Genomic DNA, 24,193 nt, shown 5'->3' with positions numbered 1-24,193 from the left:
CGTGCGCTGCTTCTTCTTAGGTGCCGCGGCGGGGCCTGATCCGATCCGGCTGATCCGAGCCGGACAGATGGCTGGCTTCCCCGCCGCGGAGTTCTCGTGCGTCAGCGCCGGGTCCCGCTCGGCGGGGGGATAACCGCCGGCTCTTCCGAGGAAGCAGGAGCAGTGATCACACCGCAGCAACCGTCCGGCATGCCCATTGAGAAGTACCGCCCGTTCCCGGCGGTCGCGCTGCCGGACCGCACCTGGCCCAACGCCACGATCACCGAGGCCCCGCGCTGGTGCAGTGTCGACCTGCGGGACGGCAACCAGGCCCTGATCGACCCGATGACGCCGTCGCGCAAGATGCAGCTGTTCGAGCTGCTGGTCGCGATGGGCTACAAGGAGATCGAGGTCGGCTTCCCGGCGGCGAGCCAGACCGACTTCGACTTCGTCCGTCAGCTGATCGAGGATGACCTGATCCCCGACGACGTGACGATCCAGGTGCTGACCCAGGCCCGCGAGGAGCTGATCGAGCGCACCGTCACCTCGCTGGTCGGCTCCCGCCGCGCCCTGATCCACCTGTACAACTCGACGTCCACCCTGCAGCGCCGGGTCGTGTTCGGCCTGGACCGGGCCGGCGTCACCGACATCGCGGTGCAGGGCGCCCGCTGGTGCGCCCAGTACGCGGAGAAGCTGCTGGAGGGGACCGACGTCCGCTGGCAGTACAGCCCCGAGTCGTTCACCGGGACCGAGCTGGAGTACGCGCTCGAGGTCTGCGAGGCGGTGATGGACGTCTGGGCGCCCACCCCGGACAACCCCGTCGTGCTGAACCTGCCCGCCACGGTCGAGATGTCGACGCCGAACGTGTACGCCGACCAGATCGAGTGGATGAGCCGCAACCTGACCCGCCGGGACTCGGTGGTGCTGTCGCTGCACCCGCACAACGACCGGGGCTGCGCGGTCGCCGCGGCGGAGCTGGGCGTCATGGCCGGCGCCGACCGGGTGGAGGGCTGCCTGTTCGGTAACGGCGAGCGTACCGGCAACGTCTGCCTGGTCACGCTGGGGATGAACCTGTTCTCCCAGGGCATCGATCCGATGATCGACCTCTCTGACATCGACGGCGTGCGCCGCACCGTGGAGTACTGCAACCAGCTGCCCGTGCACCCGCGCCATCCCTACGGCGGCGACCTTGTCTACACGGCCTTCTCCGGCTCCCACCAGGACGCCATCAAGAAGGGCTTCGAGGCGATGGAACGGACCGGCCAGACGCTGTGGGAGGTCCCCTACCTGCCGATCGACCCGAAGGACGTCGGCCGCTCGTACGAGGCCGTCATCCGGGTGAACAGCCAGTCGGGCAAGGGCGGCGTGGCGTACCTGATGAAGTCGGAGTACGCGCTGGACCTGCCCCGCCGGCTGCAGATCGAGTTCTCGGGCGTGGTCCAGAAGCACACCGACGACGCCGGCGGCGAGGTCACGGCCGGCCAGCTCTGGGAGATCTTCACCCGGGAGTACCGGCCGGAGGGCGGGGACCCGGCGGCATCGCTGGAACTGCTCGGATCGCGGACGACCGCGGCGAGCGGCGCACGGGACGAGGTGACCGTCTCGGTACGTCTGGACGGCACGGAGACGGTCATCACGGGCAGCGGCAACGGCCCGATCGACGCGTTCGTGGCCGCGCTGTCCGAGCGGGGTGTGCCGGTGCGCGTCCTCGACTACAACGAGCACGCGCTGGGTTCGGGCGCGGACGCCCGTGCCGCGGCCTACCTGGAGGTCGCGGTGGGGGAGACGGTGCTGTGGGGGGTCGGGATCGACCCCAACATCGTCACCGCCTCGCTGCGCGCGGTCGTCAGCGCCGTGAACCGGGCGTCCCGGGAGAGCTGAGTATCCGGCCGGTGCGGGTGGGCGGGCGGGATGGCCGTGCCGTCGTCCGCACCGGCCACGACCTGCGCCGCGGCCAGTGCCGTGATCAGTCGTTGAGGGAGGCCGGCTCGGCGTCCCTGATGCCCTGCCGGACCTGGTCGACCAGCTCGGCGGGAACGTCGGCCATCGAGTGGTCGACCCGGGCGTGGGTGTTGACCGCGCCGAGGAGCTCGTCCTCGGTGCCGGCGACGAACCGGGCCTCGCAGCCGGGGATGATCGCCCCGCAGTAGAACTCCTTCATGGCGGGCGGCCGCGCGATGCTCACCTCGCGCACCCGCGCGCCCGGGTCGCCGACGGGGCGCGGGCCCATCAGCGCCTGCGCCGTCCAGAATCGGTTCCGCCTCATGCGGCCGACAGATCCGCGAGACGCAGCATCAGGCGCTCCATCCGTACCAGGCCGAGAGGCCGTCCCATCTCGGTCACGATTATCACCGGGTCGAACCGGCAGCCGGCGGGCCGGGTCATCGCCCGGCGGGCGACCTCCGTGACGGGCTCGTCCGGGAGCGCGAACAGCGACGTGGGAATCCGCTGCGACTCCCGCCCACCCGCGCCGCCGGCCAGCCGCACGGCGACCGGCCGGCACCGGTTGCTGACGATGATGGCAGTCCCGCCACCGGAACCGTCGCCCCTGAGCGTTTCGTGTTCTTCGGCGTGTTCCTCGGCGTGTTCCTCGGGACGTCCGCCCGGGGACGGCGAGCCGGCGTCGTCGCTTGGAGCGGGCGAGCGCGCGCAGGGCGGGCAGCCCGGGACCTGGCCGCAGCGCCCGTAGTCGCCGGTCGAGATCCGGACCGGCTCCATCAGGCTCACGATGCGCGAGGAACGGTCGGAGCGCGCGGAGAGCAGCCTGATCCGCCTGGCCACGGCCGGGTCGAGCTCCTGCCAGCGGGCGGACGGCCGTCCGAGCAGGAAGCCCTGCCCGAGGGGGACGCCGAGGGCGACCAGCATGGTCAGCTCCTGGACGCGCTCCACACCCTCGGCGATGACCCAGCCGTTGAGGCGGCTGGCGAATCCGCCGACCAGCTCGGTGAGTGCGATCTTCACCTGGTCGTCGTCGATGTTCGAGACCAGTGACGCGTCGAGTTTCACGAAATCGGGCCGGATGTGGGTGAGCTGGCGCAGGCCGGCATATCCCGAACCGACATCGTCCATGGCGAGGAACGCGCCGTGGTCCCGCAGCTCCTGCGAGGTCGACGTCAGACCGGTCGCGCGCTCGATGTCGACGGCCTCGTTCAGCTCGAGAACGATGCGGGAGAGATCGGCGCCCCGCCAGACCGCCGCGACCTCGGGGGAGGAAAGGAGATGCGGGAACACGTTGACGGCAAGAAAACAACGGTCGGGAAGATGGTCGCGGGCGGCGAGTGCCCGGCGCAGGACCCGGGCCTCGAGCTCGGCCGCGCAGCCGCGGCGGTCCGCCTCGCCGAACACGAGATGGGGTGCGTTGCGCGGGTCCGGGCCGAAGCGTGCCAGGGCCTCGTAGCCGGCCGTGACGCCGCGGCGCAGGTCCACGATTGGCTGGAAGACAAGGGATGGCGCGTCGGGGTCGGCCAGGATGCCGTCGAGATCCGGCCGCACGGGCAGGCCGGGAACCTGGCGGCGTCCGTCCGCGGGGCAGGCTCCGCCCGCCTCGTCCGCCTGACCCTGACCGGCGGGTTCGCGCGCCCCCGGTGGACCAGCCTCGACCGGGCGCCTGATGGTCGACTGTTGAGAAACCATGCGCCGTGCACCCCCTCGTGTCGCCGCACGCCGCATCGTCGATGTTGTTGATTTCTTATCACTTTTTCAACGCTCTGGGCACGGCTGGTGGCGGGAGTTGTGGTGCCGTTCGAGTGCGTGGTCCGAATTTTGTCTGCTGCGCATTTATCATGGCCAGGGCGATTGTGGTCCGGTTGATGTAGTGGCGTCTTTGTCTGCTGCCGCTTACGTCAACGCGCGATGTGTCCTCGTATGTCGTCTCCTGGTTCAGTGGAATGACAACCGGCGACGGCCGGGGCGGCACGATCCGTCGCCGGTGACCCGGGTCGCCCCGGGCCACCCCGGGGTGGCTCGCGAGCTGTTCCCCGGCGGGCGCGACCGGGCGCCCGTCCGGCCTGGTCGCGCCCGGGGCGGGCGCGCCGGACGTCCACGCCGGGCGGACTAAAGTCGAGCCCCATGAGGCTTGCGGTCATTGGTGGCGACGGAATCGGTCCGGAAGTGGTCGCGGAGGGGCTGCGCGTGCTACGCGCCGTGCATCCCAAAGTGGAGACCACCGACTACGACCTGGGTGCGCGGCGCTGGCACGAGACCGGCGAGACCCTGCCCGACAGCGTCCTGGCGGAGCTGCGCGGGCACGACGCGATCCTGCTCGGCGCCGTTGGCGACCCCGGGGTGCCCAGCGGCGTCCTGGAACGCGGGCTGCTGCTGCGGCTGCGGTTCGAGCTGGACCACCACGTCAACCTCCGGCCGGTCCGGCTGTACCCCGGAGTGACCTCACCGCTCGCCGGTGACCCCGCCATCGACATGATCGTGGTGCGGGAGGGGACGGAGGGCCCCTACGCCGGCGCCGGCGGCACGCTGCGGCGCGGGACGCCACAGGAGGTGGCGACCGAGGAGAGCCTGAACACGCGCTTCGGGGTCGAGCGGGTCGTGCGCGACGCCTTCGCGCGGGCGAGCCGGCGTCCCCGCGCCCACCTCACCCTCGTGCACAAGACCAACGTGCTCACCAAGGCGGGCGACCTGTGGGCCCGCACGGCCGCCGAGGTCGGCGCCGAGTTCCCCGGCGTCAGCATCGACTACCAGCACGTGGACGCCGCCTCGATGTTCTTCGTGACCGACCCGGCCCGGTTCGACGTGGTGGTCACCGACAACATGTTCGGCGACATCCTGACCGACATCGGCGCCGCGATCACCGGTGGCATCGGGCTCGCCGCCAGCGGGAACCTCGACCCCTCGGGCGCGAACCCGAGCATGTTCGAGCCGGTCCACGGCAGCGCTCCCGACATCGCCGGCCAGGGGCTGGCGGACCCGACCGCGACGGTCGCCTCGGTCGCGATGCTGCTGGACCACCTCGGCCACGCCGACGAGGCGGCTCGGGTGGAGGGCGCGGTGGCCGCGTCGCTGGCCGCCCGCGCCGCGGCCGGCGGTGCCCGCCGCTCCACCCGCGAGATCGGCGACGACCTGGCCGCCCGCGCCGTGGGCTAAGCCGGGCCCCACTCCGACCGGCCGCGCGAGCGGGAACGACCGCGCGGCCGGCGAGCCGGGGGAGGGCCGGTGTGTCCCCGCCGATTCGTCGTTCGTTTTCCGTCCGGTCATCCGGCGGCTATTCTTCGGTGAAGCCGTAGATCCGGTACGACGGCAGCCGACAGGGCCCGACCACGGCGACGATCGGCGGTTTCGTCCTCTCCGACCGTTTGTTCGCTGATCGTTCGGCACTTCGCTGATCGTTCGGCACGGAGCCGTTCGTCACGGCACCGGTGGGCGACAGCGCAGGCGAGCGCTGGTCAGTGACAGCGTTCGCGCACCGCGGTGCTCGTGCCCGCGGTGCTCGCCAGCCCGCACGTCCCCCTGACGTAGCCCGTCCTGGAGTCATCATGGCCATCACGCCCACCTCGAAGATCTGGATGAGCGGCGAGTTCGTCGACTGGGACGACGCCCGCATCCACGTGCTCAACCCGACCCTGCACTACGGCTGGGGCGTGTTCGAGGGCATCCGCGCCTACTCGACGCCCGTCGGCAGCGCGGTCTTCCGGCTGACCGACCACATCGCCCGCCTGTACCGCAGCGCGAAGATCTACCTGATGGAGCCGACCTTCACGCCGGAGGAGCTCGTCCAGGCGACGAAGGACACCATCGCGGTGAACAACGTCGAGGAGTGCTACATCCGGCCCCTGATCTACCTCGGGTACGGCGAGATGGGCCTCAATCCGCTCCCGTCCTCGATCGAGGTCATGATCGCGGTCTGGCCCTGGGGCTCCTACCTGGGCGAGGACGCCGAGCGCAACGGGGCTCGGGCGACCATCTCGACCTGGCGCCGCAACGACCCGAACATCATCCCGCCGGCCGCGAAGGCGTCCGGCCAGTACCTCAACTCGTCGCTCGCCAAGGTCGCCGCGATCAAGGCCGGTTACGACGAGGCGATCATGACCAGCCCGAACGGCCACATCGCTGACGGCTCCGGCGAGAACGTCTTCATCGTCTCCGGCCGGCAGGTGATCACCCCGCCGCTCAGTGACGGGCCGCTCGGCGGCATCACCCGCGCCTCCGTCATGCAGATCGCCGCGGACCAGGGCTACGAGGTGCGCGAGCAGCACATCGTGCGCACCGACCTCTACCTCGCCGACGAGGCGTTCTTCACCGGCACCGCGGCCGAGATCGTTCCCATCTCCGAGGTGGACGACCGGCGGATCGGCACGGGCCGGCCCGGCCCGGTCACCCGGGAGATCCTCGACATCTTCCACCAGGCCACCCACGGCGAGGTCGACCGCTACAAGGACTGGAACGAGCTCGTCAGCTGACGTCCCGCCCGGCGGCGAGCCGACTGCGTGACCACGCCGCCGCCGCGTGTGCCCTGGCCAACCCGACCTTGGACGCCTACCGTCTCCAGTAGTCGTTTCACGAGCGCACAAGCGTCCGGAGTCGGAGTTCGGGAGGACGTCATGCGGGTTTCGGAGGGCACGCGTGTTTCGGGGGATACACGCGTTTCGGAGGATATGCGGGCTTCGGAGGGCATGAGTGTCTCGGAGGGCATGAGCGCTCTGGTCCTCGTCGTCGGGCCCGGGCACACCCTGCGCCAGGCGGCCCGGCTGATGGCCGCCCGGCACGTGGGTGCCGCCGTCGTGCTCGACGGCGACGGCCAGGGGTTCGGAATCCTCACCGAGCGCGACGTCCTGCGGGCGATCGCGGCCGACCAGGATCCGGACGTCGAGGTCGTGGGCGACCACGTCACCCGGGACGTGGTGGTCGCCGCCCCCGACTGGTCACTCGACGAGGCGGCCGCGGCGATGCTGCGCGGCGGGTTCCGGCACCTCGTGGTCACCACCGGCGCCGAGGTCGAGGGCGTGCTTTCGATGCGTGACGTGGTGCGCTGCTGGAGTCGGCAGCGGGTGTCGGCCTGACGTGCCGGCCGCGATGGGTATTACCGGTCGTGTTCGCATTATCACGATTGCGCGATGAACGTGTCGGCTCCGGGATCTGCAGCACACGAGACCGCCGAGCGGCGCTACGTTCACCGCATGCACGACACTGAGGCGGTCACGCTGCTGCGGGCGACCACGCTGCTGAAGGAGCTCGACGAGGAGGATCTGCTGCGGCTGGCCAGCCGGTCCGTGACCCGGCGTTTCCGCCGGGGCCAGGTGGTCTTCACCGAGGGGGAGCCGGCCGACACCCTCCTCGTCATCGCGTCCGGGCGACTCAAGATCCTCACCAAGGCCGACGACGGGCGCGACCACGTGCTCAACATCGCCGGTCCCCGGGAGACGCTGGGCGAGCTCAACATCGTCGAGGCCGGGACGAGGTCCGCGAGTGTCGAGGCGCTGGAGCCGAGCACCGCGCTGGTGCTCGAGCGCAGCGCCGTGTGGGAGCTCGTCCGGGAGCGCCCGGCTGTCGCCGAGCAGCTCATCCGCGCGCTGGTGGCGCACGTGCGCCGGCTCACCGGGGCGAACGCGGACCTGGTCTTCCTCGATCTCCCGCGCCGCGTCGCGAAGCTGCTGCTGATGCGGATGCGCGAGGCCGGCCGGCCGGTCATCGAGCTGGGCCTGACGCAGACCGAGATCGCGTCGCTGCTGGGCGGCTCGCGCCAGTCGGTCAACCAGGCACTGCGCGAGTTCGAGCGGCGGGCGTGGATCCTGTCCGAAGGTCAGACGATCACCATCATGCAGGTCGACCGCCTCCGCCGGTTCGCGGGCGACTGACCGCCGCGGCGGGCGTGCGCGGCGTCCACGGCGTGCACATGGCGTCCATGGCACTTGCCACACTTGCCGCGTGTCCAGCGTGTTACATCGTATGGTGGGACGCTGGCGGCGAACCCGTCCCCGTCGCGCGTTCCGGTCACTGACCAGGCAGACCGGGCGCGTGACGGCCAGACACGGTTCCAGCGAGAGGTCCATCGTGGTTCACGACACCCCAGCTCCGCTCGGTTCAACTCCGCTCGGCGCGGTCGGCGGGCTCCCGTTCGACCGGGAGTCGCTGCACATCTACGACACCACGCTGCGCGACGGCACCCAGCAGGAAGGCCTGTCGCTGTCGGTCGCCGACAAGCTGGCGGTCGCCCGGCACCTCGACGACCTGGGTGTCGGCTTCATCGAGGGCGGCTGGCCCGGCTCGAACCCCAAGGACGCCGAGTTCTTCCGGCGGGCCCGCACCGAGCTCGACCTCAACGGCGCGCTGCTGACCGCGTTCGGGTCGACCCGGCGGGCCAGCAAGGCCGTCGCCGACGACTCCCAGGTCGCCGCGCTGCGCGACGCCGGCACCTCCGTGGTCTGCCTGGTGGCCAAGGCCGACCGCCGGCACGTCGAGCGCGCGCTGCGGACCACGCCCGCCGAGAACCTCGCGATGATCCGCGACACCGTCCGGCACCTGACGAACGAGGGCAAGCGGGTCTTCGTCGACGCCGAACACTTCTTCGACGGCCACCGCGCCGACCCCGCCTACGCGCTCGAGATGGTGCGCACCGCGGCCGAGGCCGGTGCCGAGGTGATCGTGCTGTGCGACACCAACGGCGGCATGCTGCCCACCCGGATCGGTGACGTCGTGGCGGCCACGCTCGCGAGCACCGGAGCGCGCCTGGGTATCCACACCCACGACGACGCCGCCTGCGCCGTCGCGAACAGCCTGGTGGCGATCGAGGCCGGGGCCACCCACGTCCAGGGGACCGCCAACGGCTACGGCGAGCGTTGCGGGAACGCCAACCTGTTCAGCGTCGTCGCGGGCCTGGAGACCAAGCTGGGCCGCCAGGTCCTGCCGGCCGGGCGGCTGCGTGAGCTCGTGCGTGTCTCACACGCCATCGACGAGGTCACCAACTCGGCCCCGAGCACGCACCGGCCCTACGTCGGCGCCAGCGCCTTCGCGCACAAGGCCGGCCTGCACGCGAGCGCCGTCAAGGTCGACCCCGACATGTACCAGCACATCGACCCGGCCGCCGTCGGCAACGACATGCGGATGCTCGTCTCCGAACTGGCCGGCCGCGCGACCCTCGAGCTCAAGGGCCGCGAGCTCGGCATGGACCTCTCCGGGGAGCGTGAGGCGCTCGGTCGGGTGCTGGAGATGGTCAAGGACAGGGAGGCCTCCGGCTACGCCTACGAGGCCGCCGAGGCGTCCTTCGAGCTCATGCTGCTGGACGAGGTCTCGGGCCGGGAGCGGTTCTTCACCCTGGAATCCTGGCGGGTCATCGTCGAGCAGCGCTCCGGCGGCGAGGTCGTCAGCGAGGCCACGGTGAAGCTCACCTCCCACGGCGAGCGGCACGTGTCGACGGCGGAGGGCAACGGGCCCGTCAACGCGCTCGACACCGCCCTGCGCAAGGCGCTGGAGAAGGCATACCCGGGTCTGGCCGATCTCGACCTGGTCGACTACAAGGTTCGCATCCTCGACGGCCGTCAGGGCACCGGTGCGGTCACCCGCGTCCTGGTGGAGACCAGCGACGGCCGCGGCCGCTGGGACACCATCGGCGTCGACGAGAACATCATCGCCGCCTCCTGGGTGGCGCTGCAGGACGCCGTCACCTACGGCCTGCGCCGCCAGGGTGAGCGCCCCGACCCGGATGCCGTCTGACGATCTGACCGGGCCGGCCCGATCGCCCGCGCCGCGGGTTCTTCATCATCGGATGATCTACACGGCCAACGCCGTCCGGGCGTTTCGGGCCTGTCCTGTCAAAGAATTCCCGGTTGACGCCAACGCCGCCCGGTCATCCTTTGGTGCCCGTTACGCTGACCGCGACGCTTTCGGGCACCCCGGTCATCCGCCACAGGTGGCGGTGGACGGGTTCGGGGGCTCCCGGGGGCGACGGTGATGGGCGATCTCGGCTGCTGCGGCCGAGGAGAGGGGACGGCCGTGTCGCGGTGCCCGGCGGTTGAGCGCCCGACAGGGCGCGACCGTGCTCGGGGAGGTCGGCGATGAGCCGTCGTTCCACCGGCAGCGTGGGTGGACGCCGAGGCGGCTCGCACCGCTCGTCGCCCGGAGTATCGGACATCGTGTGGGTCGACCCGCCGTCCGGGGGCCGCCGCCGGACGGGCGGTCGCCGCCGTTCCACCTCAGGGCGCGTCGAGGCCACCGCGCGCACCGAACTTCCTGAGCGCACCGACAGCCTGGCGCCCGCCGAGGGCCACGTGCCCACCGACGACGGCGTGGGCACCGACGGCCGCGTGCCGGCCAGCCGCGTGCCGGTCGAGGGCCGCGTGCCTGCTGATGGCCGCGTGCCCGCCGGCGGCGCCGGACCGGCTGGAAGCTCCCCCCGCGCCATGCCGTCTCCGGACGCCGATGCCTCCGAGCAGGACGTTCTCTACGGTCGGTCGTCCTCTGCCGAGCGGGCTGCGGCCCGCCGGGGCGGGATCGCCGCCGGCCGCCGGGTACGGCTGGGGCGGCGCCCCGCGCCCGGCGCGTGGCCGGTGGGCGGGAGCCGGTCGCGCACCACGCGGAGCCGGGACCTGGCCGGGGGGCGCGGCCGGAGACGGGACCGGGACGCTTCCACGAACGGGTCCTGGTCGCTGCCGAAGATCGCGCTCGCGGCCACGGCTCTCGCGCTCGCCGTCACCGCGGTGGCCGGGCCGTCGTCCGAAACCGCCGCAGCGAAGCTCACCGGCCCCGTCAACGGACGGGTCGACCAGACCGAGCTGCTGCCCGAGGGTGGCGCCGCCTTCGGGGGCGCGACCGTGGAAGACCTCGCCAGCGTCGTGGGCGCGTCCGGGCAGGTCCGCCTGCCCGTGCGAGCCGGGCTCGCCGCCTCGCCGGTCGCGAGCCGGCCGGCCGGGTCCGCCACGGCCACGTCCGGCACGTCCCCGACGGCAGGCGCGTCGCCTTCGCCGGCCGGAACAGCGTCGACCGGAACAGCGACCGCGGGCGCGTCGGACGACGGCACCGTCCGCAACGCGCCGCTCGCGACCCCGCCCGGCTCCAGCAAGGAGGCGTCGACCATCCCGGCCCGGGCCCTGGCGGCGTACACCAACGCGGCCGACCGGGCCGCGACCGAACATCCAGGCTGCTACCTGCACTGGTCGGTCCTCGCCGGCATCGGCGCGATCGAGTCGGGCCACGGGCAGGGTGCACGCACGGACAGTAACGGCCGGGTCGCGCCCACCGTTGTCGGCCCGCGTCTCGACGGCTCTCCCGGGATGTTCCGCATCCGCGACACCGACGACGGCTGGCTCGACGGCGACACCGTCTGGGACCGGGCGGTCGGCCCGATGCAGTTCACGCCGTCGATGTGGCGGTGGATCGGGCGCGACGCCGACGGCGACGGCCGCGCGGACCCCAACGACTTCGACGACGCCACCCTGACCGCCGCCGATCGCCTCTGCCAGGCCGGGGGTGACCTGCGCGTACCCGACAACGTGCTCTCCGCGGTGCGCTCCTACAACCCCTCCGACGGCTACATCCGCTCCGTGCTCGGCTGGGCGGCCTGGTACGCCGTCGGACCGACGGTCGTCGGGAACCTGGGCACCGGGACGGCCGACCCGGCGGGCGCCGGCGCGACCGGGGGCGACGGCGGCGACCCGACCACCGACGCCCTGGCGACCGACCAGCCCTTCCAGGTCACCACCCTCGTCCCGCTGCCGGGCTCGTCCGACGGCACCTGCGTGGCCCCCGTGATCGACCAGGCGTCGATCAGCGCGGGCGGTGTCGGCGGGGACGTCGTGACCGGATCGGAGTACGAGTCGCTGGAGGTCCGCGCCCGGGTGGGCGGCACCGCCGAGCGGACCGTGACCATCGAGCTCACCCTGCTGGACGAGACCGGGGCGACGGTGGCGACCGGGGTGAGCGCGCGGGCGCTGCCCGGCGGCGACGGCGTCGTGCCGCTGGGCCGGCTGGACGGGCTGGCGATCGGGCGGGCCACCGGCCGCGGCCCGTTCGACGTGAAGGTCCAGGTCCTGCCGGCCGGCCAGGACTGCCAGCCGGTGCAGGCCACCGCGCGGGTCGGCAACGTCGATCCCGCGGACTTCGCCGGCGCGCCGTCCACGCTGGCCAGCCTCCGGCGGCGGCTGGAAACCTACCGGGACACGGGACGGATCACCCAGACGGCCGCGGCGGACCTGCTCGCCACCCTGCCGGCCGGCGACGGCGGCCTGCAGGCCTCGGTGGAGCTCGCCCGCTTCCTCGACCGCCTCGCCGCGGCCATCCGGATCGGGGAGATCGCCGCCGACGCGGCGACAGGCCTCGGTGACGTCGCCAATGCCCTGCAATCCCAGCTGAACCCACCGGCGAGCACACCGCCCGCGGGCGGGACCCCGTCACCGGGCACGAACGAGGACGTCCCCCTGCCGTTCGACGTGGTCCCGCTGGCGCCCGGGACCTGACGCACGCCGCCGATCGCGGTGATCCGGACCCGGAGGTGGCCGAGCTCCTCGACGAGGCGCGTGCGCTGGTCACGGTGTCCGGCACCGACGTCCTGCGCTCGCCGTGGCCGTACCTGCCCTCGCCGTGCGCCGACCCGCCCCACCACGGGCGGGAAGGCGCCGCGGCCCACGGCGGGCGCGCAGGCGTCCCGGACCATGATGGGCGGGAAGGCGTCACGCCAGCGGCACTCGTGTCCGCCGGCACGACATCAGTTCACTGGACGGGGACGCCCCCGGCGTCTCAGTCCTCGTCCGGGATCTCCTCCCACCACTGGCACCACCAGTCGCCGCCGACGAGGATCCGCAGCTTCGGGTGCCAGCAGTAGGTGATGTCCTTGTCGGTGTCCAGGTAGTACAGGCAGTTGTCGCAGCGCTCGTCACCGTTCGGCTTGCCGCGGAGGATGGCGTCCTCCGCGAGGTGGCCCAGCTTGACGCTGAGCTCCTCGTCGATCGGCTTGGGCTCGGGTGCGCCGACGTCATAGACGGGGGTCGCGTCGATCTCGGTCACCGTTCTCCTTCCAGGTCGATGGCGGGTCGTGCTGGGCCACGCCGTGTCCCGACCGGGGCGCCGACCCGTATCCGGCAATCCTGCCTGATTCTCAGCTTCTGATTCTCGGCTTCCCTTCGCCGTCCCCGTGAACCGGATCCGGCGGCCGGGCGGCCGAGTGGTCCGGACCACAGTGCGGCCTGGCCGCTGCCGGGTGCCGGAACCCGGCCCGGATCCGGACACCCCGATTCCCGCGTTCGGTCGGTACGGTCGCGGAGTGCGCATAGCGAGGTACACCGACGGGTCCGAGCCGGCATTCGGAGTGGTGGAAGGCTCCGTGGCGGACGGAACCGCCATTGTTGCCGGGATCACACCGCATCCGTTCGCGCCCTTCACCTTCACGGGGGCGCGGCGACCGCTGGCGGAGGTACGGCTGCTGGCCCCCGTGCTGCCCAGCAAGATTCTCTGTATCGGGAAGAACTACGCCGACCACGCACGGGAGATGGGCGGCGAGGCCCCGACCAGTCCCGTCCTGTTCCTGAAGCCGTCCACGAGTGTGGCCGGCCCCGGGGATCCGATCGTGCTGCCGCCCGACAGCGAGCGGGTCGACTACGAGGGCGAGCTGGCCGTCGTCATCGGCCGGCTCTGCCGTGACGTGCCGGCGGAACGCGCATTGTCCGTCGTCCTCGGCTTCACCTGTGCGAACGACGTGACCGCTCGCGACCAGCAGGCGACGGACGGCCAGTGGACCCGCGCCAAGGGCCACGACACCTTCTGCCCGATCGGCCCCTGGATCGAGACGGACCTCGACCCGTCCGACCGGGTCATCCGGACGACGCTGGACGGCGAGGTCCGCCAGGACTCGCGGACCAAACTCCTCCTGCACGACGTCCCGGCGCTGGTGGCGTTCATGTCCCGCGCGATGACCCTGCTCCCGGGAGACGTCCTGCTGACCGGTACCCCGGCCGGAGTCGGCCCGATGCGCGCCGGCCAGACCGTAGCCGTCACGGTGGACGGCATCGGAACCCTGACGAACCCCGTGACCACCCGATAACCAGGCCACGGACGCAACCAGGCCGCTCCCGCCCCCGGTCGTCCCGGCCTCCGACCCCCGGGGTTCCCGCCGCCCGAAGCCCCGGGCCCCGATCCCGCCACGCATTTGGCCGTGATGGCGGTGTGCTGGGTGGGGACGGGGATGTTCGGTTCTGGGGTTGGGGTGGTGTCGCGGGCCTGCTCCGGGGGTGCGAACGGCTCGGATGGGACGACTCGCCCCGCGCCCACCCCTCGTGTGGACCGCGGTCGCCGATGGGGTACAGTAGGCATCGCCCGCGAGGGCCCCATGGGGTATGGGGTAATTGGCAGCCCAACGGATTCTGGCTCCGTTAGTCTAGGTTCGAGTCCTGGTACCCCAGCTGCACCAGATGCACCACGATGCTGTATATTGCAGAAACAGTCTTGGCCCCGTCGTCTAGCGGCCCAGGACGCCGCCCTCTCAAGGCGGTAGCGCCGGTTCGAATCCGGTCGGGGCTACGTTACGAATAATCGCGAGCGCCAACCTTCTTAGGTTGGCGCTTTTGCGTTTCCATTGCTTCACCCCGCCTCGCTCGCGCCTGTGCTCCGGGCCCAACGACGTCCGCCCGGCGGGTGTGACCCCCGGCGGGCGTGAGCTTTCGAAGTCCGGGGAGCGCGGTGCCCTCCGCCCTGTCACGTCGGTGTGACGACTCCACCGGCCTGGCCGTACCCCACCGATGGCCGCCCAGCCGTGTGCCGTGCGCGCTGGGCCGGGTGGCGTGGGCCGTCCGGGGCGAGCCGGGGCGCGCGGATGGCGTGCGGGATGCGGGTGAGGCGGGGCCGAGCGCGGTGCGGAGCGGTGCGCGGGCGGGGGCGCGCGGGTAGCGCGTAGGGGTGGAACGGTGCGGGCGGTACGAGTCCGCCGCGACGGGTGCGCCGGAGGCGCGGACAGCGTGCCGGTGGCATCGGAGTGCCAGTGATGTCCGGTGGCGTGCCGGTGCTGGCGGGTGTCCCGGTGGACCTCGGGTCGCCGGGCTGCCGTCAGCGGGTGGGATCGGAAGCGGGCGAAGGACTAGTCAACGACGCGCAGGCGGGGCATGGCCGCGGGGTGGCGGGCCATGGCGCAGGGGCGGCAGCTGCACGTGCTCGGGCCGCCCCAACCGTGGACGACCTCCTCGGCAGCCTCGGACGARCCGACCGGCTCCGAGCCGACCAGACGCAGCACGGGACGGGTGGTGAGCGAGGCCGGGGCGCAGCCGTCAGTGAAGGTCTCCGCAGGCTGTGGCACCGCCTGGGTGATGCGGACGGGGGCGGTCGCGGTAGTCAGGGCCACTGGGGGCACGAGTCCTCCTCCGCGGGTGGCCGTCCTGGGGCCACCTCGCGGACCACAGCCTGTCGGGAACCGCGGTATGTGCGCCATGCTTCTTTGAGCCCGTTACCAGGTGGTACAGATGGCCTAGTCAAAGCTGGGCATAGTCGTCATACGACACCACCCTTGACAGCCATGGTGCTCCACGGCCGGAACGGGAGAAACTTGCTCGGATGTCCTCCGCCAGCCCCTCCATGCCCGAACGGGCGCGCCGCCGTCACGGCAGCGCCCACGTCGGGCGCGCCGCCCGGCGGCTCGAGAAGTCTCGGTCGTCCCGGTCACCCGCGGCGGATGCCGGGCTGGCCGCGGCGACCGCCGACGCCGCGCTCCGCGGTCCCGTCGCGTGGTTCCCCCGCGGCCGCGGCCTGCCGACCGAGGACTGGGCCGCCCGCCACGCGCTGATGTGCTGGGTTCTGGCCCTGCACCTTCCGGCCATCGTCGGGTACGCGCTGTGGCGCGACCACAGCCTCCCGCACGGCCTGCTGGCGGCGAGCCCGCCGGCGCTGCTGTTCGCGGCCGCGCTGGCCCCCGGCATGCGGCGGGTGCGCGCGCTGGCCGCGAGCCTCGGCCTGCTGTGCTGCTCGGTCGTCTTCGTGCATCTCTCCGACGGCCTGACCCCGATGTACTTCCACTTCTTCGTGGTGGTCGCGCTCATCGCGCTCTACGAGGACTGGACCGTCTACCTGCTGGCCATCGCCTTCGTCTTCCTCGCCATCCTCGCGATCGGCGACCTGATCACCGACGAGGCCGCGTCGCGGATGGACAACGCCCTGCTCCTGGCAGGGCTCCACGCCGGCTTCATCTTCGCCCTGGCCGGTGCCCAGATGGTCTTCTGGCACTACAACGAGCAGTCCCGTCGGCGGGTGGAGGACTACCGCCAGCAGCTCTACGAGGGCCAGCAGAGCCTCATGGCCCGGCTGGAGGAGACCGACCGCATCCGCAGCGACCTGGTCGCCACGGTCTCGCACGAGTTCCGGACGCCGCTGACGGGCATCCGGGGGACCCTGCTCACGATCAGGCGCCGCCGGGACCGCCTCTCCGACGCCCAGCTCGACGACATGCTCGACTCGGCCGTCACCTACTCGGACCGCCTCTCCAGGCTGCTGGAGAACATGCTGACGGCCGCCACGGCCACCGGCACCGACGACACCACCGCCGCCGACCTGCCCGAGGTCGTGCGCGAGGTGATCGCGAGCCTGAACTACGCCGGCAGCAGCGTGACGGTCGACCTGCCGCCCCAGCTCCCGGTGCGGATGGCCCGCCAGGCGCTGCACCAGGTCGTGGCGAACCTTGTGGACAACGCGCTGGTGCACTCCTGGCCGGGCGCCCCGGTGCGGCTCATCGCGGGCCGGGTCGGCGACGAGGTCGTCCTGCGGGTCCGCAACCCCGGTCCGGATCTCGACCCGGCGACCATCCGCCAGCTCTTCGAGCCGTTCACCCAGCGGGACGGAACGGCGACCCGGCAGACCGACGGCGCCGGCATGGGGCTCTACGTGGTGCGGCGGCTGGTGGAGGTCCACGGCGGCCGGCTGCGGATGTCCTCCGAGAACGGCGAGATCATCGTCGAGGTCGACCTGTGGGCGGCGTCCACGACATCGGCCACCACCGGCACGGCCGATCCGGCTCCGATGCCGGTACCGATGCCGCTGCCACGCAGCATGCGCAACCGGTCGGATCTGCCCGACCCGCCCGCGCTGCCCGCCGGCTCCGGTGCGCTGCTCGGGCCGACGGGCGGTCCCGCCGCGCCTGGTCACAGCGTGGCGGCGCCGACGCCGGAACCCGCGAACTTCCCCCGCCCCGCCTCGACACCACACCCGGCCTCGACACCACACCCGGCCGCGCCACCGCACGCCGCGTCCCGGCACATGACGCCGTCGCCCCGGCACTGGGGCTCGAGATCCTCGTCGTCCCTGCCCGCCGACTGGCTGCACTGACCTCGGAGTACGACGCCCGGGTTCGACGGCGATTCTGCGCAGCGCAGGCCCGGGTCCGGTTGGCACCCGGCGTCGGATGCGGCGGGGGCCTGTGGTCACGCCGCCGGCCCGGCCGAGCAGTGGACCAGGCCCGTACGCCAGCACGCCTGTACGGGATCTCCGGCTGTATCCCGTGGGAGGCCGTCGAAGAAGTGAGTTGCCTCAGCCAGTCCATGTGCCGGCGAGTCAACTCGCTTCGGTGTGGGCGGCGGCCGGTTCGGGGCGGGCCGCCGGTGGCGGCGGAAGCATCCGGGATGAAGCAGGATGAAGCAGGCAGAAATGTGGTAGGCGAGCGCAGGTGATGCTCGGGCCTGCCGCCGGCGTCCCGGCCCGGAGCCGGGAGAGGCAGGCCGGGCGGGTCCCGGCTACGCGAAAGACCCCGGCGTGATGGACGCCGGGGTCTTTCGCATGTGCGGCCCGGGTGCGGTGGACGCCGGGTCGAGGACCGCTACTTGGCGGCGGCGGGGGTGGTGGGGGGCGGCTTCGCGCAGGTGGGCTCGAGCCAGACGCTGTCGCCCTTGCGCATCATCGTCCCGGCGGCAGGGTTCGTTCCCGCCGCAGTGGTGCCGGGACCGTTCTGGCAACCGCCGTTGCCGTCCAGGACACCCAGACCGGCGCCGATCAGCACGTTGCGGGCGGCGGCGAGCGTCTGATTCGCGACGGCGGGGACCTCGACGCAGTTCGTTGCCTGGACCGTGAGCGTTACCTTCGTGGTGACCGGGACGACGCTGCCCGCGTTCGGGCCCTGGTCGAGCACGACGCCGCCGTTCTTGCCCTTCTGGCAGACCTCGGTCGCCGTGACGTTCGTGAAGCCCTTGCCCGTCAAGGTGTTGGTGGCCGCCGTCTGGCTCTGGCCCACCACGTTGGGGACCGTCGCTTCCTTGGCCGTCGGTGTCGGCGTCGGTGCGGCGCTGGCGTCCGGCGGGGCCGTGGTCCGACCCGGCTGGGTGGGGGTGGCCGGCCCGGGCGTGGCGCTCTGGCCAGGCTTCGGGGAGGTACTTGGATGCGGCGTCGTTCCTGCTATGGAGCTTGTGGGGACAGTGCCCGGGTCCATCCCCGGGGGCATCGGGGCGCCACCGGGCAGCGTCGCGGTGATCGACGGGTCGGCGACGACCTGCGAGCCGCCGTCCGCGGTGAGCGCGCTCTCGCTGTCACCGGCCGCGGCCAGGGCCCAACCACCGGCGCCGGCGACCAGCGCGACGACCAGGCCGGCTCCGGCCGCGATGCGGCTGCGGCGGCGGCGGTCGCCGGCAGAACGCCCGCCTGGTCCGCCCGGTCCGCCCGACGAGCCCGAGCTGCCCGGGGCCGGCTGCTTGTTCGCCGGGATCGCGGAGATCACCGTGTTGCGGTCGGACGCGGAGCCCGTGGAGCGGGCCGGGACGCGGACCGCCGGCCGGCCACCGGTGTCGTCGTCGCTCCAGTCGGCGCGGACGGGTGGCATCCCGGCGATCTGGGTGTGCTCGGCGTCGTTCCAGTCGCCGGCCGGGCCACCCGCACCCGCGACGCTGGTCGCCGCGACCGCGGCGCCGGCGCCGGCGAGGCGGCGCCCCGCCGCGGCCGGCTGGCGGCCGCGCTCGTCCTCCGCCCAGTCGGCGGCCGAGCCGATCCGGGTCTGCGCCGCGTCGAAGGCCGCTTCCCGTTTCCCGGGCGCGTCGCGGCGAGGTTCGAGGACGGCGCCGCGCCCACGCTGACCCGCGGACCGGTCGTCGAACTCGCGGTCCCGGTTGTCGGGACGGCGGTTGTCGAGGTCCAGATGGTCGTCGGAGTCGAAGTCCGGGTCGTCGCGGTCGCGGTCGTTCTCGAGCGCCTCGATCAGGTCCTCCGCGGCGTCCGCGGCGGAGGCGGGCCGCTGGCGCGGCGACTTCGCGAGCATCGACGACAGGACGTCCCACAGGGCCGGCGGGACGCCCTGGATGGGCAGTGGCTGGTCCTCGCGGTGCGCCCGCACCATGTCGGCCGGGTGCGCCGCGTCGAAAGGCGGGCTGCCGGCGATGAGCTCGTAGAGCACGATCCCGGCGGCGTAGATGTCGACGGCCGGCGTCGGAGGGGCGTCGGTCGTCAGCTCCGGCGCCATGTAGAGCGGGGTGCCGATCGGGCCGGTCAGCGAGGCGCGGGTGGGGGTGTGCACCATCCGCGCCACGCCGAAGTCGGTCAGCCGGACGTAGGGGCGGCGCGGGTCCGAGGTGTCGATGAGGACGTTCTCGGGTTTGACGTCGCGGTGGATGATCCCGGCCGCGTGCACGCTGTCCAGCGCCCAGAGGAGCCCGACGACGAGGTTGACCGCCTCGGTCACCGGTCGTGGCCCGCTCTGGTCGAGGTGTGCCCGGAGGTCGATGCCCTCGACGAGGTCCATCACGATCGCCAGGGGCGTGTCGGGCTCTCTGATCAGGTCACGAACCCGCACCAGGTCAGGGCTGTCGAGCTCGACGAGCAGGTCCCACTCGCGCAGGAACCGGTCGACGATCTCGGGGTCATGAGCGAGCTCCGGCCGAAGTACCTTGATGGCGACGGGCTCTCCGTCGGGGACATGGGCCCCGCGCCAGACCTGGCCGGCCGTTCCCTGCCCGAGCAATTCGTGCAGGACGTACCGTGCACCCAGTTTGCGCACTGCGCCTTTCCCCCTTTGTGTGCCGTCCGGGAGCGGACGGCGCGAGCCTGTGACGCTGCCGCGGCGGGGGCTGCGGAAGCCTGAGGACTCCGGTGAACCCTCTCGCCTACCAGTGGCGAGAGCCCGTTGACGTAAAGTCCGACCGGGCCACCGGATCGACGCACAGCGACGGACGCCCCCCTGCCCGGTCGGCATCCCACGGGCTGGCGGGCTGACCGGACTGCGCCATCACTGCTTGTGTGCAGAAACTGCTCAGTACGTCGATCCTGCTCTGTTGACAACACCAGAGGCTACGATGCCGGGCTCTCTCCGGGTGCGTCGGGGTGCCGGCGGGGCCGGCTGGTGCGGGAGCATTGTGTTTCCGGACATCGAATATCGGCTTTCACAGTGGAGCGGCGGTGGTTTTCGCTGTGCCCGGTGGGGTTCTTGGCGCATTCGTCGTGATCTGAGACACGATTCCCGTTTCGGGTGTGGGGATTCGGTCGGCACCCGTCGGAGCCTGCGGGCTGGACAGCTCCCGGGCCGCGGCGACCACCGCGGTACCGTGCCGCCGTCCCGGCGACCGGGTCAGCCGTTCGACCGGGCCGGACAGCGACAGCGCGGCGACCACGCCGGACGCGCCGTACACCGGGGCCGACACCGAGGCCAGGCCCGGCTCGCGCTCGCCGAGGCTCTCCGCCCAGCCACGCCGGCGCACCTTCGGCAGGACGTCCGACGCGAACGCCGCGCGCGCCAGCAGTTCGGGCTCGGCCGCGTCGTCGAAGGCGAGCAGGACCTGCGCGCCGGAGCCCGCGGTCATCGGCAGGGCCGCGCCGACGGGCACGGTGTCGCGCAGCCCGGTGGACCGCTCGGAGGCGGCGACGCAGACCCGGACCGGCCCGCGCCGGACGTAGAGCTGGGTGCTCTCGCCGGTGGCCTCGCACAGGGCGGTGAGCACCCGGCCGGCCGCGTCGATCATCTCCCAGGGCAGGGGGGTCGGGCCGCCGGCGGCCAGTCGTGGGCCGGGCACGAACCGGCCGTCGGAGTCGCGGGTGAGCAGGCGGTGGGTCTCCAGGGCCAGGGCGAGCCGGTGGGCCGTCGCTCTGGTCAGGCCGGTGCGAACGACCAGGTCGGCGAGCCCGGCCGGCCCGTGCTCAACGGCGCTCAGGACCAGGGCGGCCTTGTCCAGCACGCCGACGCCGCTACTATGTTCCATAGTCTGATATTGCCATCTCATCTCCTGAGATGCACGACCGCGAGATGGTGACCGYGAGACGCATGCCCCGTGGGAGGCATGCCCCGTGGGAGGCACGGCACGGCCATGGGGCGCGCGGTCCCGTCATGACAGCGAAGTCCGAGCAGCGTGGGCCCGCCCACGCGAGAGAGGGAGTGGGGCCAATGGGTCGCACACTCGCGGAGAAGGTCTGGGACGCACACGTCGTCCGCCGCGCGGACGGAGAGCCCGACCTGCTCTACATCGATCTGCACCTCGTCCACGAGGTCACCTCGCCGCAGGCGTTCGAGGCGCTGCGRCTGGCCGGGCGACCGGTCCGCCGTCCCGACCTGACGCTGGCGACCGAGGACCACAACGTCCCGACGACCGACACGCTGCTGCCGATCGCCGACCCGGTCTCGCGGGCGCAGGTCGACGCGCTGCGCAAGAACTGCGCCGACTTCGGGGTCTGCCTGTTCCCGATGAACGACCCGGGCCAGGGCATCGTCCACGTGGTCGGCCCGCAGCTCGGCCTGTCCGAGCCGGGCATGACGATCGTCTGCGGCGACAGCCACACCTCGACGCACGGCGCCTTCGGGGCGCTCGCCTTCGGGATCGGCACCAGCCAGGTCGAGCACGTGCTGGCCACCCAGACGCTGCCGCAGCGCCGCCCGAAGACGATGGCGGTCACCGTCCAGGGTGAGCTGCCCGCCGGGGTCACCGCGAAGGATCTGATCCTCGCCGTGATCGCCCGGATCGGCACGGGTGGCGGCGCCGGCTACGTCATCGAGTACCGCGGCGAAGCCGTCCGCGGGCTGTCGATGGAGGGCCGGATGACGGTCTGCAACATGTCGATCGAGGCGGGCGCGCGCGCCGGGATGATCGCCCCGGACGAGACCACGTTCGAGTACCTCAAGGGACGTCCGAACGCCCCGACCGGGGCCGACTGGGACGCCGCGGTCGAGTACTGGCGCACCCTGGCCACCGACCCCGACGCCACGTTCGACCACGAGGTCGTCATCGACGGGCCCAGCCTGAGCCCGTACGTCACCTGGGGGACCAACCCGGGCCAGGCTGCGCCGCTGAGCTCGCCCGTGCCCGACCCGGCCGCCTACGCCGACCCGGCCGCGCGCGGCTCGGTGGAACGCGCCCTGGCCTACATGGATCTCGTGCCGGGCACCCCGCTGTCCGACGTCGCCGTCGACACCGTCTTCATCGGATCCTGCACCAACGGCCGGATCTCCGACCTGCGTGCCGCCGCCGACGTGCTGCGCGGGCGCCAGGTGGCGGACGGCCTTCGGGTCCTGGTCGTCCCCGGCTCGATGGCGGTCAAGGCCGAGGCGGAGGCGGAGGGCCTCGACGAGGTGTTCCGCGCCGCGGGCGCCGACTGGCGCAGCGCCGGCTGCTCGATGTGCCTGGGCATGAACCCGGACACCCTGCGGCCGGGGGAGCGCAGCGCGTCGACGTCCAACCGCAACTTCGAGGGCCGGCAGGGCCCCGGCGGGCGGACCCACCTCGTCTCGCCGGCGGTCGCCGCCGCCACCGCGGTGACCGGCCGCCTCACGGCGCCCGCCGACCTGTAGGGCGCCCCGGCCCGGTCGAACTCCGGGCTCCCGGACCCCGGGCCACCGGACTCCCAGACTTCCGAAACTTCCGAACGGACTCGAAGGGAACGTGCCGTCATGGAGGCGTTCACCATCCACACCGGTCGGGCGGTGCCGCTGCGGCGCAGCGACGTCGACACCGACCAGATCATCCCGAGCGAATGGCTCAAGCGCATCGAGCGGACGGGCTTCGGCGCCGGGCTGTTCTCCGAATGGCGGGCGGACCCGTCGTTCGTGCTGAACGACCCCGCCCACGCCGGTGCGTCGATCCTGCTCGCCGGCCCGGACTTCGGCACCGGCTCGTCGCGTGAGCACGCGGTCTGGGCGCTGCAGGACTACGGCTTCCGCGCGGTGCTCTCGCCCCGCTTCGCCGACATCTTCCGCGGCAACGCGCTGGGCAACGGCCTGCTCCCGGTGGTGCTGCCGGCCGACACGGTCGAGGCGCTGACCGCGGCGGTGGAGGCCGACCCGACCACGGAGATCACCGTCGACCTGGTGGCCCGGGAGGTCCGCGGCGCCGGTCAGGTCGCCGGCTTCGAGCTCGACGACTTCACCCGCTGGCGGCTGATGGAGGGCCTGGACGACGTCGGCCTGACGCTGCGCCACGAGCAGGACATCACCGTGTTCGAGGCCAGCCGGCCCGGGTGGCTCCCGACCACGGCCTGAGCCTCCCGCGTCACCTGAGGATTTTCCCCGGGCCGAGCGGGGACGTCCCAGCTCGGCCCGGGGATTTTCGGCCCACTGACGGGCTCCCGGGCCGCCCTCGCGGATGTTGCGTTGATCACGTTCCAACCCCTTGCGGCGCCCCAGGTGGTGGGTGGTCCACGCGCCGCCGGCCGGCTTGCCGCCCGGTGTTCGTCGCAACGCTGAGGGTGATCTCACATCCGCATGGGGTAGTGCCATGGTGTGTTGCTGTGAGGACCTTCTCTGGCTGGCGTCTGCCGGCTACCAATTCGTGACTTTCGGCTTGAATTCGCCCCCGTCAAAAGTTACTGAAGGTGACCAAGTTGCAGGATGCGGCGGGCTCGTAGGACAGCGCGCAACCTGTAGCCACCCGACGCGAACCCGCTGACGTGCGGGTTTGTGTGACGCGACACGCTCATGGGAATTGCCCTCGACAGTGGAGATGCCTAYGGTGCAGCGCAGTGTGATGCCCGATCTGCTCCCCACCCCGCACCGTGCGGGGGCGTCCGGAGGTTGTTGTGAACAAGTCCCAGTTGGTTGACCGCATCGCCCAGCAGATCGAGGGTGGGCGGTCGAACGCCACCAAGGCGGTCGACGCGGTGTTCGACGCGATCCAGGAGGCCGTGGCCGGCGGCGAGAAGGTCACGATCACCGGGTTCGGTGTGTTCGAGCGGGTGGAGCGCGCCGCGCGCACGGGCCGCAACCCCGCGACCGGCGAGCCCGTCCACGTCGCCGCGTCCGTGGTGCCGAAGTTCCGTCCCGGCTCGGAGTTCAAGGCCAGCGTCTCGGCCAGCAGCGACTGAGCGGCTGACGGCCGTGCCCTCACGCGGCCGCGCTCCGGAGCGAGCG

The 24,193-nt window shown here is 72.4% G+C and carries 18 protein-coding genes and 2 tRNA genes; 14 read left to right on the top strand and 6 right to left on the bottom strand.

Annotation, left to right across the window (positions count from 1 at the left end):
• Positions 1-189 precede the first annotated feature (189 nt).
• Positions 190-1,860 carry a 2-isopropylmalate synthase gene (gene leuA, locus BBK14_RS08170; RefSeq protein WP_235015049.1) on the top strand — a complete coding sequence of 557 codons (1,671 nt, stop codon included), beginning with the start codon at positions 190-192 and terminating at the stop codon, positions 1,858-1,860.
• Between the two features lie 85 nt (positions 1,861-1,945).
• On the opposite strand, the gene BBK14_RS08165 is transcribed toward leuA, so the two are convergent.
• Positions 1,946-2,245 carry a DUF1059 domain-containing protein gene (locus BBK14_RS08165; protein ID WP_071060673.1) on the bottom strand — a complete coding sequence of 100 codons (300 nt, stop codon included), beginning with the start codon at positions 2,243-2,245 and terminating at the stop codon, positions 1,946-1,948.
• The gene (locus BBK14_RS08160; protein WP_071060670.1) at positions 2,242-3,612 is read right to left on the bottom strand and encodes an EAL domain-containing protein; all 1,371 of its coding nucleotides are present in this window, start codon (positions 3,610-3,612) and stop codon (positions 2,242-2,244) included. Before BBK14_RS08160 ends, BBK14_RS08165 begins: the two co-directional genes overlap by 4 nt.
• A gap of 435 nt (positions 3,613-4,047) precedes the next feature.
• Between BBK14_RS08160 and BBK14_RS08155 the strand changes: the two genes are divergently transcribed.
• The 6 genes from BBK14_RS08155 to BBK14_RS08130 all read left to right on the top strand — a co-directional run bounded on the left by BBK14_RS08155 (position 4,048) and on the right by BBK14_RS08130 (position 12,377).
• The gene (locus tag BBK14_RS08155; RefSeq protein WP_071060668.1) at positions 4,048-5,076 is read left to right on the top strand and encodes a 3-isopropylmalate dehydrogenase; all 1,029 of its coding nucleotides are present in this window, start codon (positions 4,048-4,050) and stop codon (positions 5,074-5,076) included.
• 389 nt (positions 5,077-5,465) lie between these two features.
• Complete coding sequence (ilvE, locus tag BBK14_RS08150; protein ID WP_071060665.1) at positions 5,466-6,389, top strand: branched-chain-amino-acid transaminase; 924 nt, start codon at positions 5,466-5,468, stop codon at positions 6,387-6,389.
• 213 nt (positions 6,390-6,602) lie between these two features.
• Complete coding sequence (locus tag BBK14_RS08145) at positions 6,603-6,989, top strand: CBS domain-containing protein (RefSeq protein WP_041253718.1); 387 nt, start codon at positions 6,603-6,605, stop codon at positions 6,987-6,989.
• Positions 6,990-7,106: 117 nt separating this feature from the next.
• Positions 7,107-7,784: a Crp/Fnr family transcriptional regulator gene (locus tag BBK14_RS08140; protein ID WP_041255536.1), complete on the top strand. Its 678-nt coding sequence runs from the start codon at positions 7,107-7,109 to the stop codon at positions 7,782-7,784.
• A 196-nt stretch (positions 7,785-7,980) separates the two neighbouring features.
• Positions 7,981-9,639, top strand: coding sequence for a citramalate synthase (gene cimA, locus BBK14_RS08135; protein ID WP_071060663.1), 1,659 nt, complete (start codon positions 7,981-7,983; stop codon positions 9,637-9,639).
• Between the two features lie 341 nt (positions 9,640-9,980).
• A complete protein-coding gene (locus BBK14_RS08130; RefSeq protein WP_071060661.1) occupies positions 9,981-12,377 on the top strand; it encodes a murein transglycosylase in 2,397 nt (798 codons plus the stop codon).
• Between the two features lie 280 nt (positions 12,378-12,657).
• Here BBK14_RS08130 and BBK14_RS08125 read toward each other — a convergent pair whose 3' ends face one another.
• Complete coding sequence (locus BBK14_RS08125) at positions 12,658-12,924, bottom strand: hypothetical protein (RefSeq protein WP_071060659.1); 267 nt, start codon at positions 12,922-12,924, stop codon at positions 12,658-12,660.
• Between the two features lie 256 nt (positions 12,925-13,180).
• Here BBK14_RS08125 and BBK14_RS08120 point away from each other — a divergent pair, with 256 nt between their 5' ends.
• The 3 genes from BBK14_RS08120 to BBK14_RS08110 all read left to right on the top strand — a co-directional run bounded on the left by BBK14_RS08120 (position 13,181) and on the right by BBK14_RS08110 (position 14,433).
• Positions 13,181-13,957, top strand: a complete 777-nt coding sequence (locus tag BBK14_RS08120) for a fumarylacetoacetate hydrolase family protein (RefSeq protein ID WP_071060724.1) — start codon at positions 13,181-13,183, stop codon at positions 13,955-13,957.
• Positions 13,958-14,243: 286 nt separating this feature from the next.
• A tRNA-Gln gene (locus BBK14_RS08115) sits at positions 14,244-14,315 on the top strand.
• A 45-nt stretch (positions 14,316-14,360) separates the two neighbouring features.
• Positions 14,361-14,433 (top strand) — tRNA-Glu (locus BBK14_RS08110).
• A gap of 553 nt (positions 14,434-14,986) precedes the next feature.
• Here BBK14_RS08110 and BBK14_RS08105 read toward each other — a convergent pair.
• Positions 14,987-15,256 carry a hypothetical protein gene (locus BBK14_RS08105; RefSeq protein WP_071060656.1) on the bottom strand — a complete coding sequence of 90 codons (270 nt, stop codon included), beginning with the start codon at positions 15,254-15,256 and terminating at the stop codon, positions 14,987-14,989.
• Between the two features lie 200 nt (positions 15,257-15,456).
• Between BBK14_RS08105 and BBK14_RS08100 the strand changes: the two genes are divergently transcribed.
• Positions 15,457-17,217 carry a sensor histidine kinase gene (locus BBK14_RS08100; protein ID WP_071060653.1) on the top strand — a complete coding sequence of 587 codons (1,761 nt, stop codon included), beginning with the start codon at positions 15,457-15,459 and terminating at the stop codon, positions 17,215-17,217.
• Positions 17,218-17,704: 487 nt separating this feature from the next.
• Here BBK14_RS08100 and BBK14_RS08095 read toward each other — a convergent pair whose 3' ends face one another.
• Positions 17,705-19,864 (bottom strand): serine/threonine-protein kinase, encoded by a 2,160-nt coding sequence (locus tag BBK14_RS08095; RefSeq protein WP_071060651.1) that lies wholly within the window; start codon positions 19,862-19,864, stop codon positions 17,705-17,707.
• A 382-nt stretch (positions 19,865-20,246) separates the two neighbouring features.
• The gene (locus tag BBK14_RS08090) at positions 20,247-21,059 is read right to left on the bottom strand and encodes an IclR family transcriptional regulator (RefSeq protein WP_071060650.1); all 813 of its coding nucleotides are present in this window, start codon (positions 21,057-21,059) and stop codon (positions 20,247-20,249) included.
• Positions 21,060-21,241: 182 nt separating this feature from the next.
• Here BBK14_RS08090 and leuC point away from each other — a divergent pair, with 182 nt between their 5' ends.
• From leuC to BBK14_RS08075, 3 genes are all read left to right on the top strand, one after another.
• Complete coding sequence (leuC, locus tag BBK14_RS08085) at positions 21,242-22,639, top strand: 3-isopropylmalate dehydratase large subunit (RefSeq protein WP_071060647.1); 1,398 nt, start codon at positions 21,242-21,244, stop codon at positions 22,637-22,639.
• Positions 22,640-22,738: 99 nt separating this feature from the next.
• Positions 22,739-23,326, top strand: a complete 588-nt coding sequence (leuD, locus tag BBK14_RS08080; protein WP_020458749.1) for a 3-isopropylmalate dehydratase small subunit — start codon at positions 22,739-22,741, stop codon at positions 23,324-23,326.
• A 536-nt stretch (positions 23,327-23,862) separates the two neighbouring features.
• Positions 23,863-24,147, top strand: a complete 285-nt coding sequence (locus BBK14_RS08075; RefSeq protein ID WP_006541029.1) for an HU family DNA-binding protein — start codon at positions 23,863-23,865, stop codon at positions 24,145-24,147.
• Positions 24,148-24,193 lie beyond the last annotated feature (46 nt).

Origin of the sequence: Parafrankia soli, assembly GCF_001854695.1 — a bacterium.
Classification (GTDB): Bacteria; Actinomycetota; Actinomycetes; order Frankiales; family Frankiaceae; genus Parafrankia; species Parafrankia soli.
This window is presented reverse-complemented; position numbering and strand designations above follow the sequence as displayed.

Bases quoted from the DNA above. Each gene is read 5' to 3' on its own strand.
- BBK14_RS08090 (WP_071060650.1), bottom strand. From the start codon at position 21,059: ATGGAACATAGTAGCGGCGTCGGCGTGCTGGACAAGGCCGCCCTGGTC.
- BBK14_RS08130 (WP_071060661.1), top strand. From the start codon at position 9,981: ATGAGCCGTCGTTCCACCGGCAGCGTGGGTGGACGCCGAGGCGGCTCG.
- BBK14_RS08145 (WP_041253718.1), top strand. From the start codon at position 6,603: ATGAGTGTCTCGGAGGGCATGAGCGCTCTGGTCCTCGTCGTCGGGCCC.
- leuA (WP_235015049.1), top strand. From the start codon at position 190: ATGCCCATTGAGAAGTACCGCCCGTTCCCGGCGGTCGCGCTGCCGGAC.
- BBK14_RS08155 (WP_071060668.1), top strand. From the start codon at position 4,048: ATGAGGCTTGCGGTCATTGGTGGCGACGGAATCGGTCCGGAAGTGGTC.
- leuD (WP_020458749.1), top strand. From the start codon at position 22,739: ATGGAGGCGTTCACCATCCACACCGGTCGGGCGGTGCCGCTGCGGCGC.
- BBK14_RS08160 (WP_071060670.1), bottom strand. From the start codon at position 3,612: ATGGTTTCTCAACAGTCGACCATCAGGCGCCCGGTCGAGGCTGGTCCA.
- ilvE (WP_071060665.1), top strand. From the start codon at position 5,466: ATGGCCATCACGCCCACCTCGAAGATCTGGATGAGCGGCGAGTTCGTC.
- BBK14_RS08100 (WP_071060653.1), top strand. From the start codon at position 15,457: ATGTCCTCCGCCAGCCCCTCCATGCCCGAACGGGCGCGCCGCCGTCAC.
- BBK14_RS08140 (WP_041255536.1), top strand. From the start codon at position 7,107: ATGCACGACACTGAGGCGGTCACGCTGCTGCGGGCGACCACGCTGCTG.
- BBK14_RS08165 (WP_071060673.1), bottom strand. From the start codon at position 2,245: ATGAGGCGGAACCGATTCTGGACGGCGCAGGCGCTGATGGGCCCGCGC.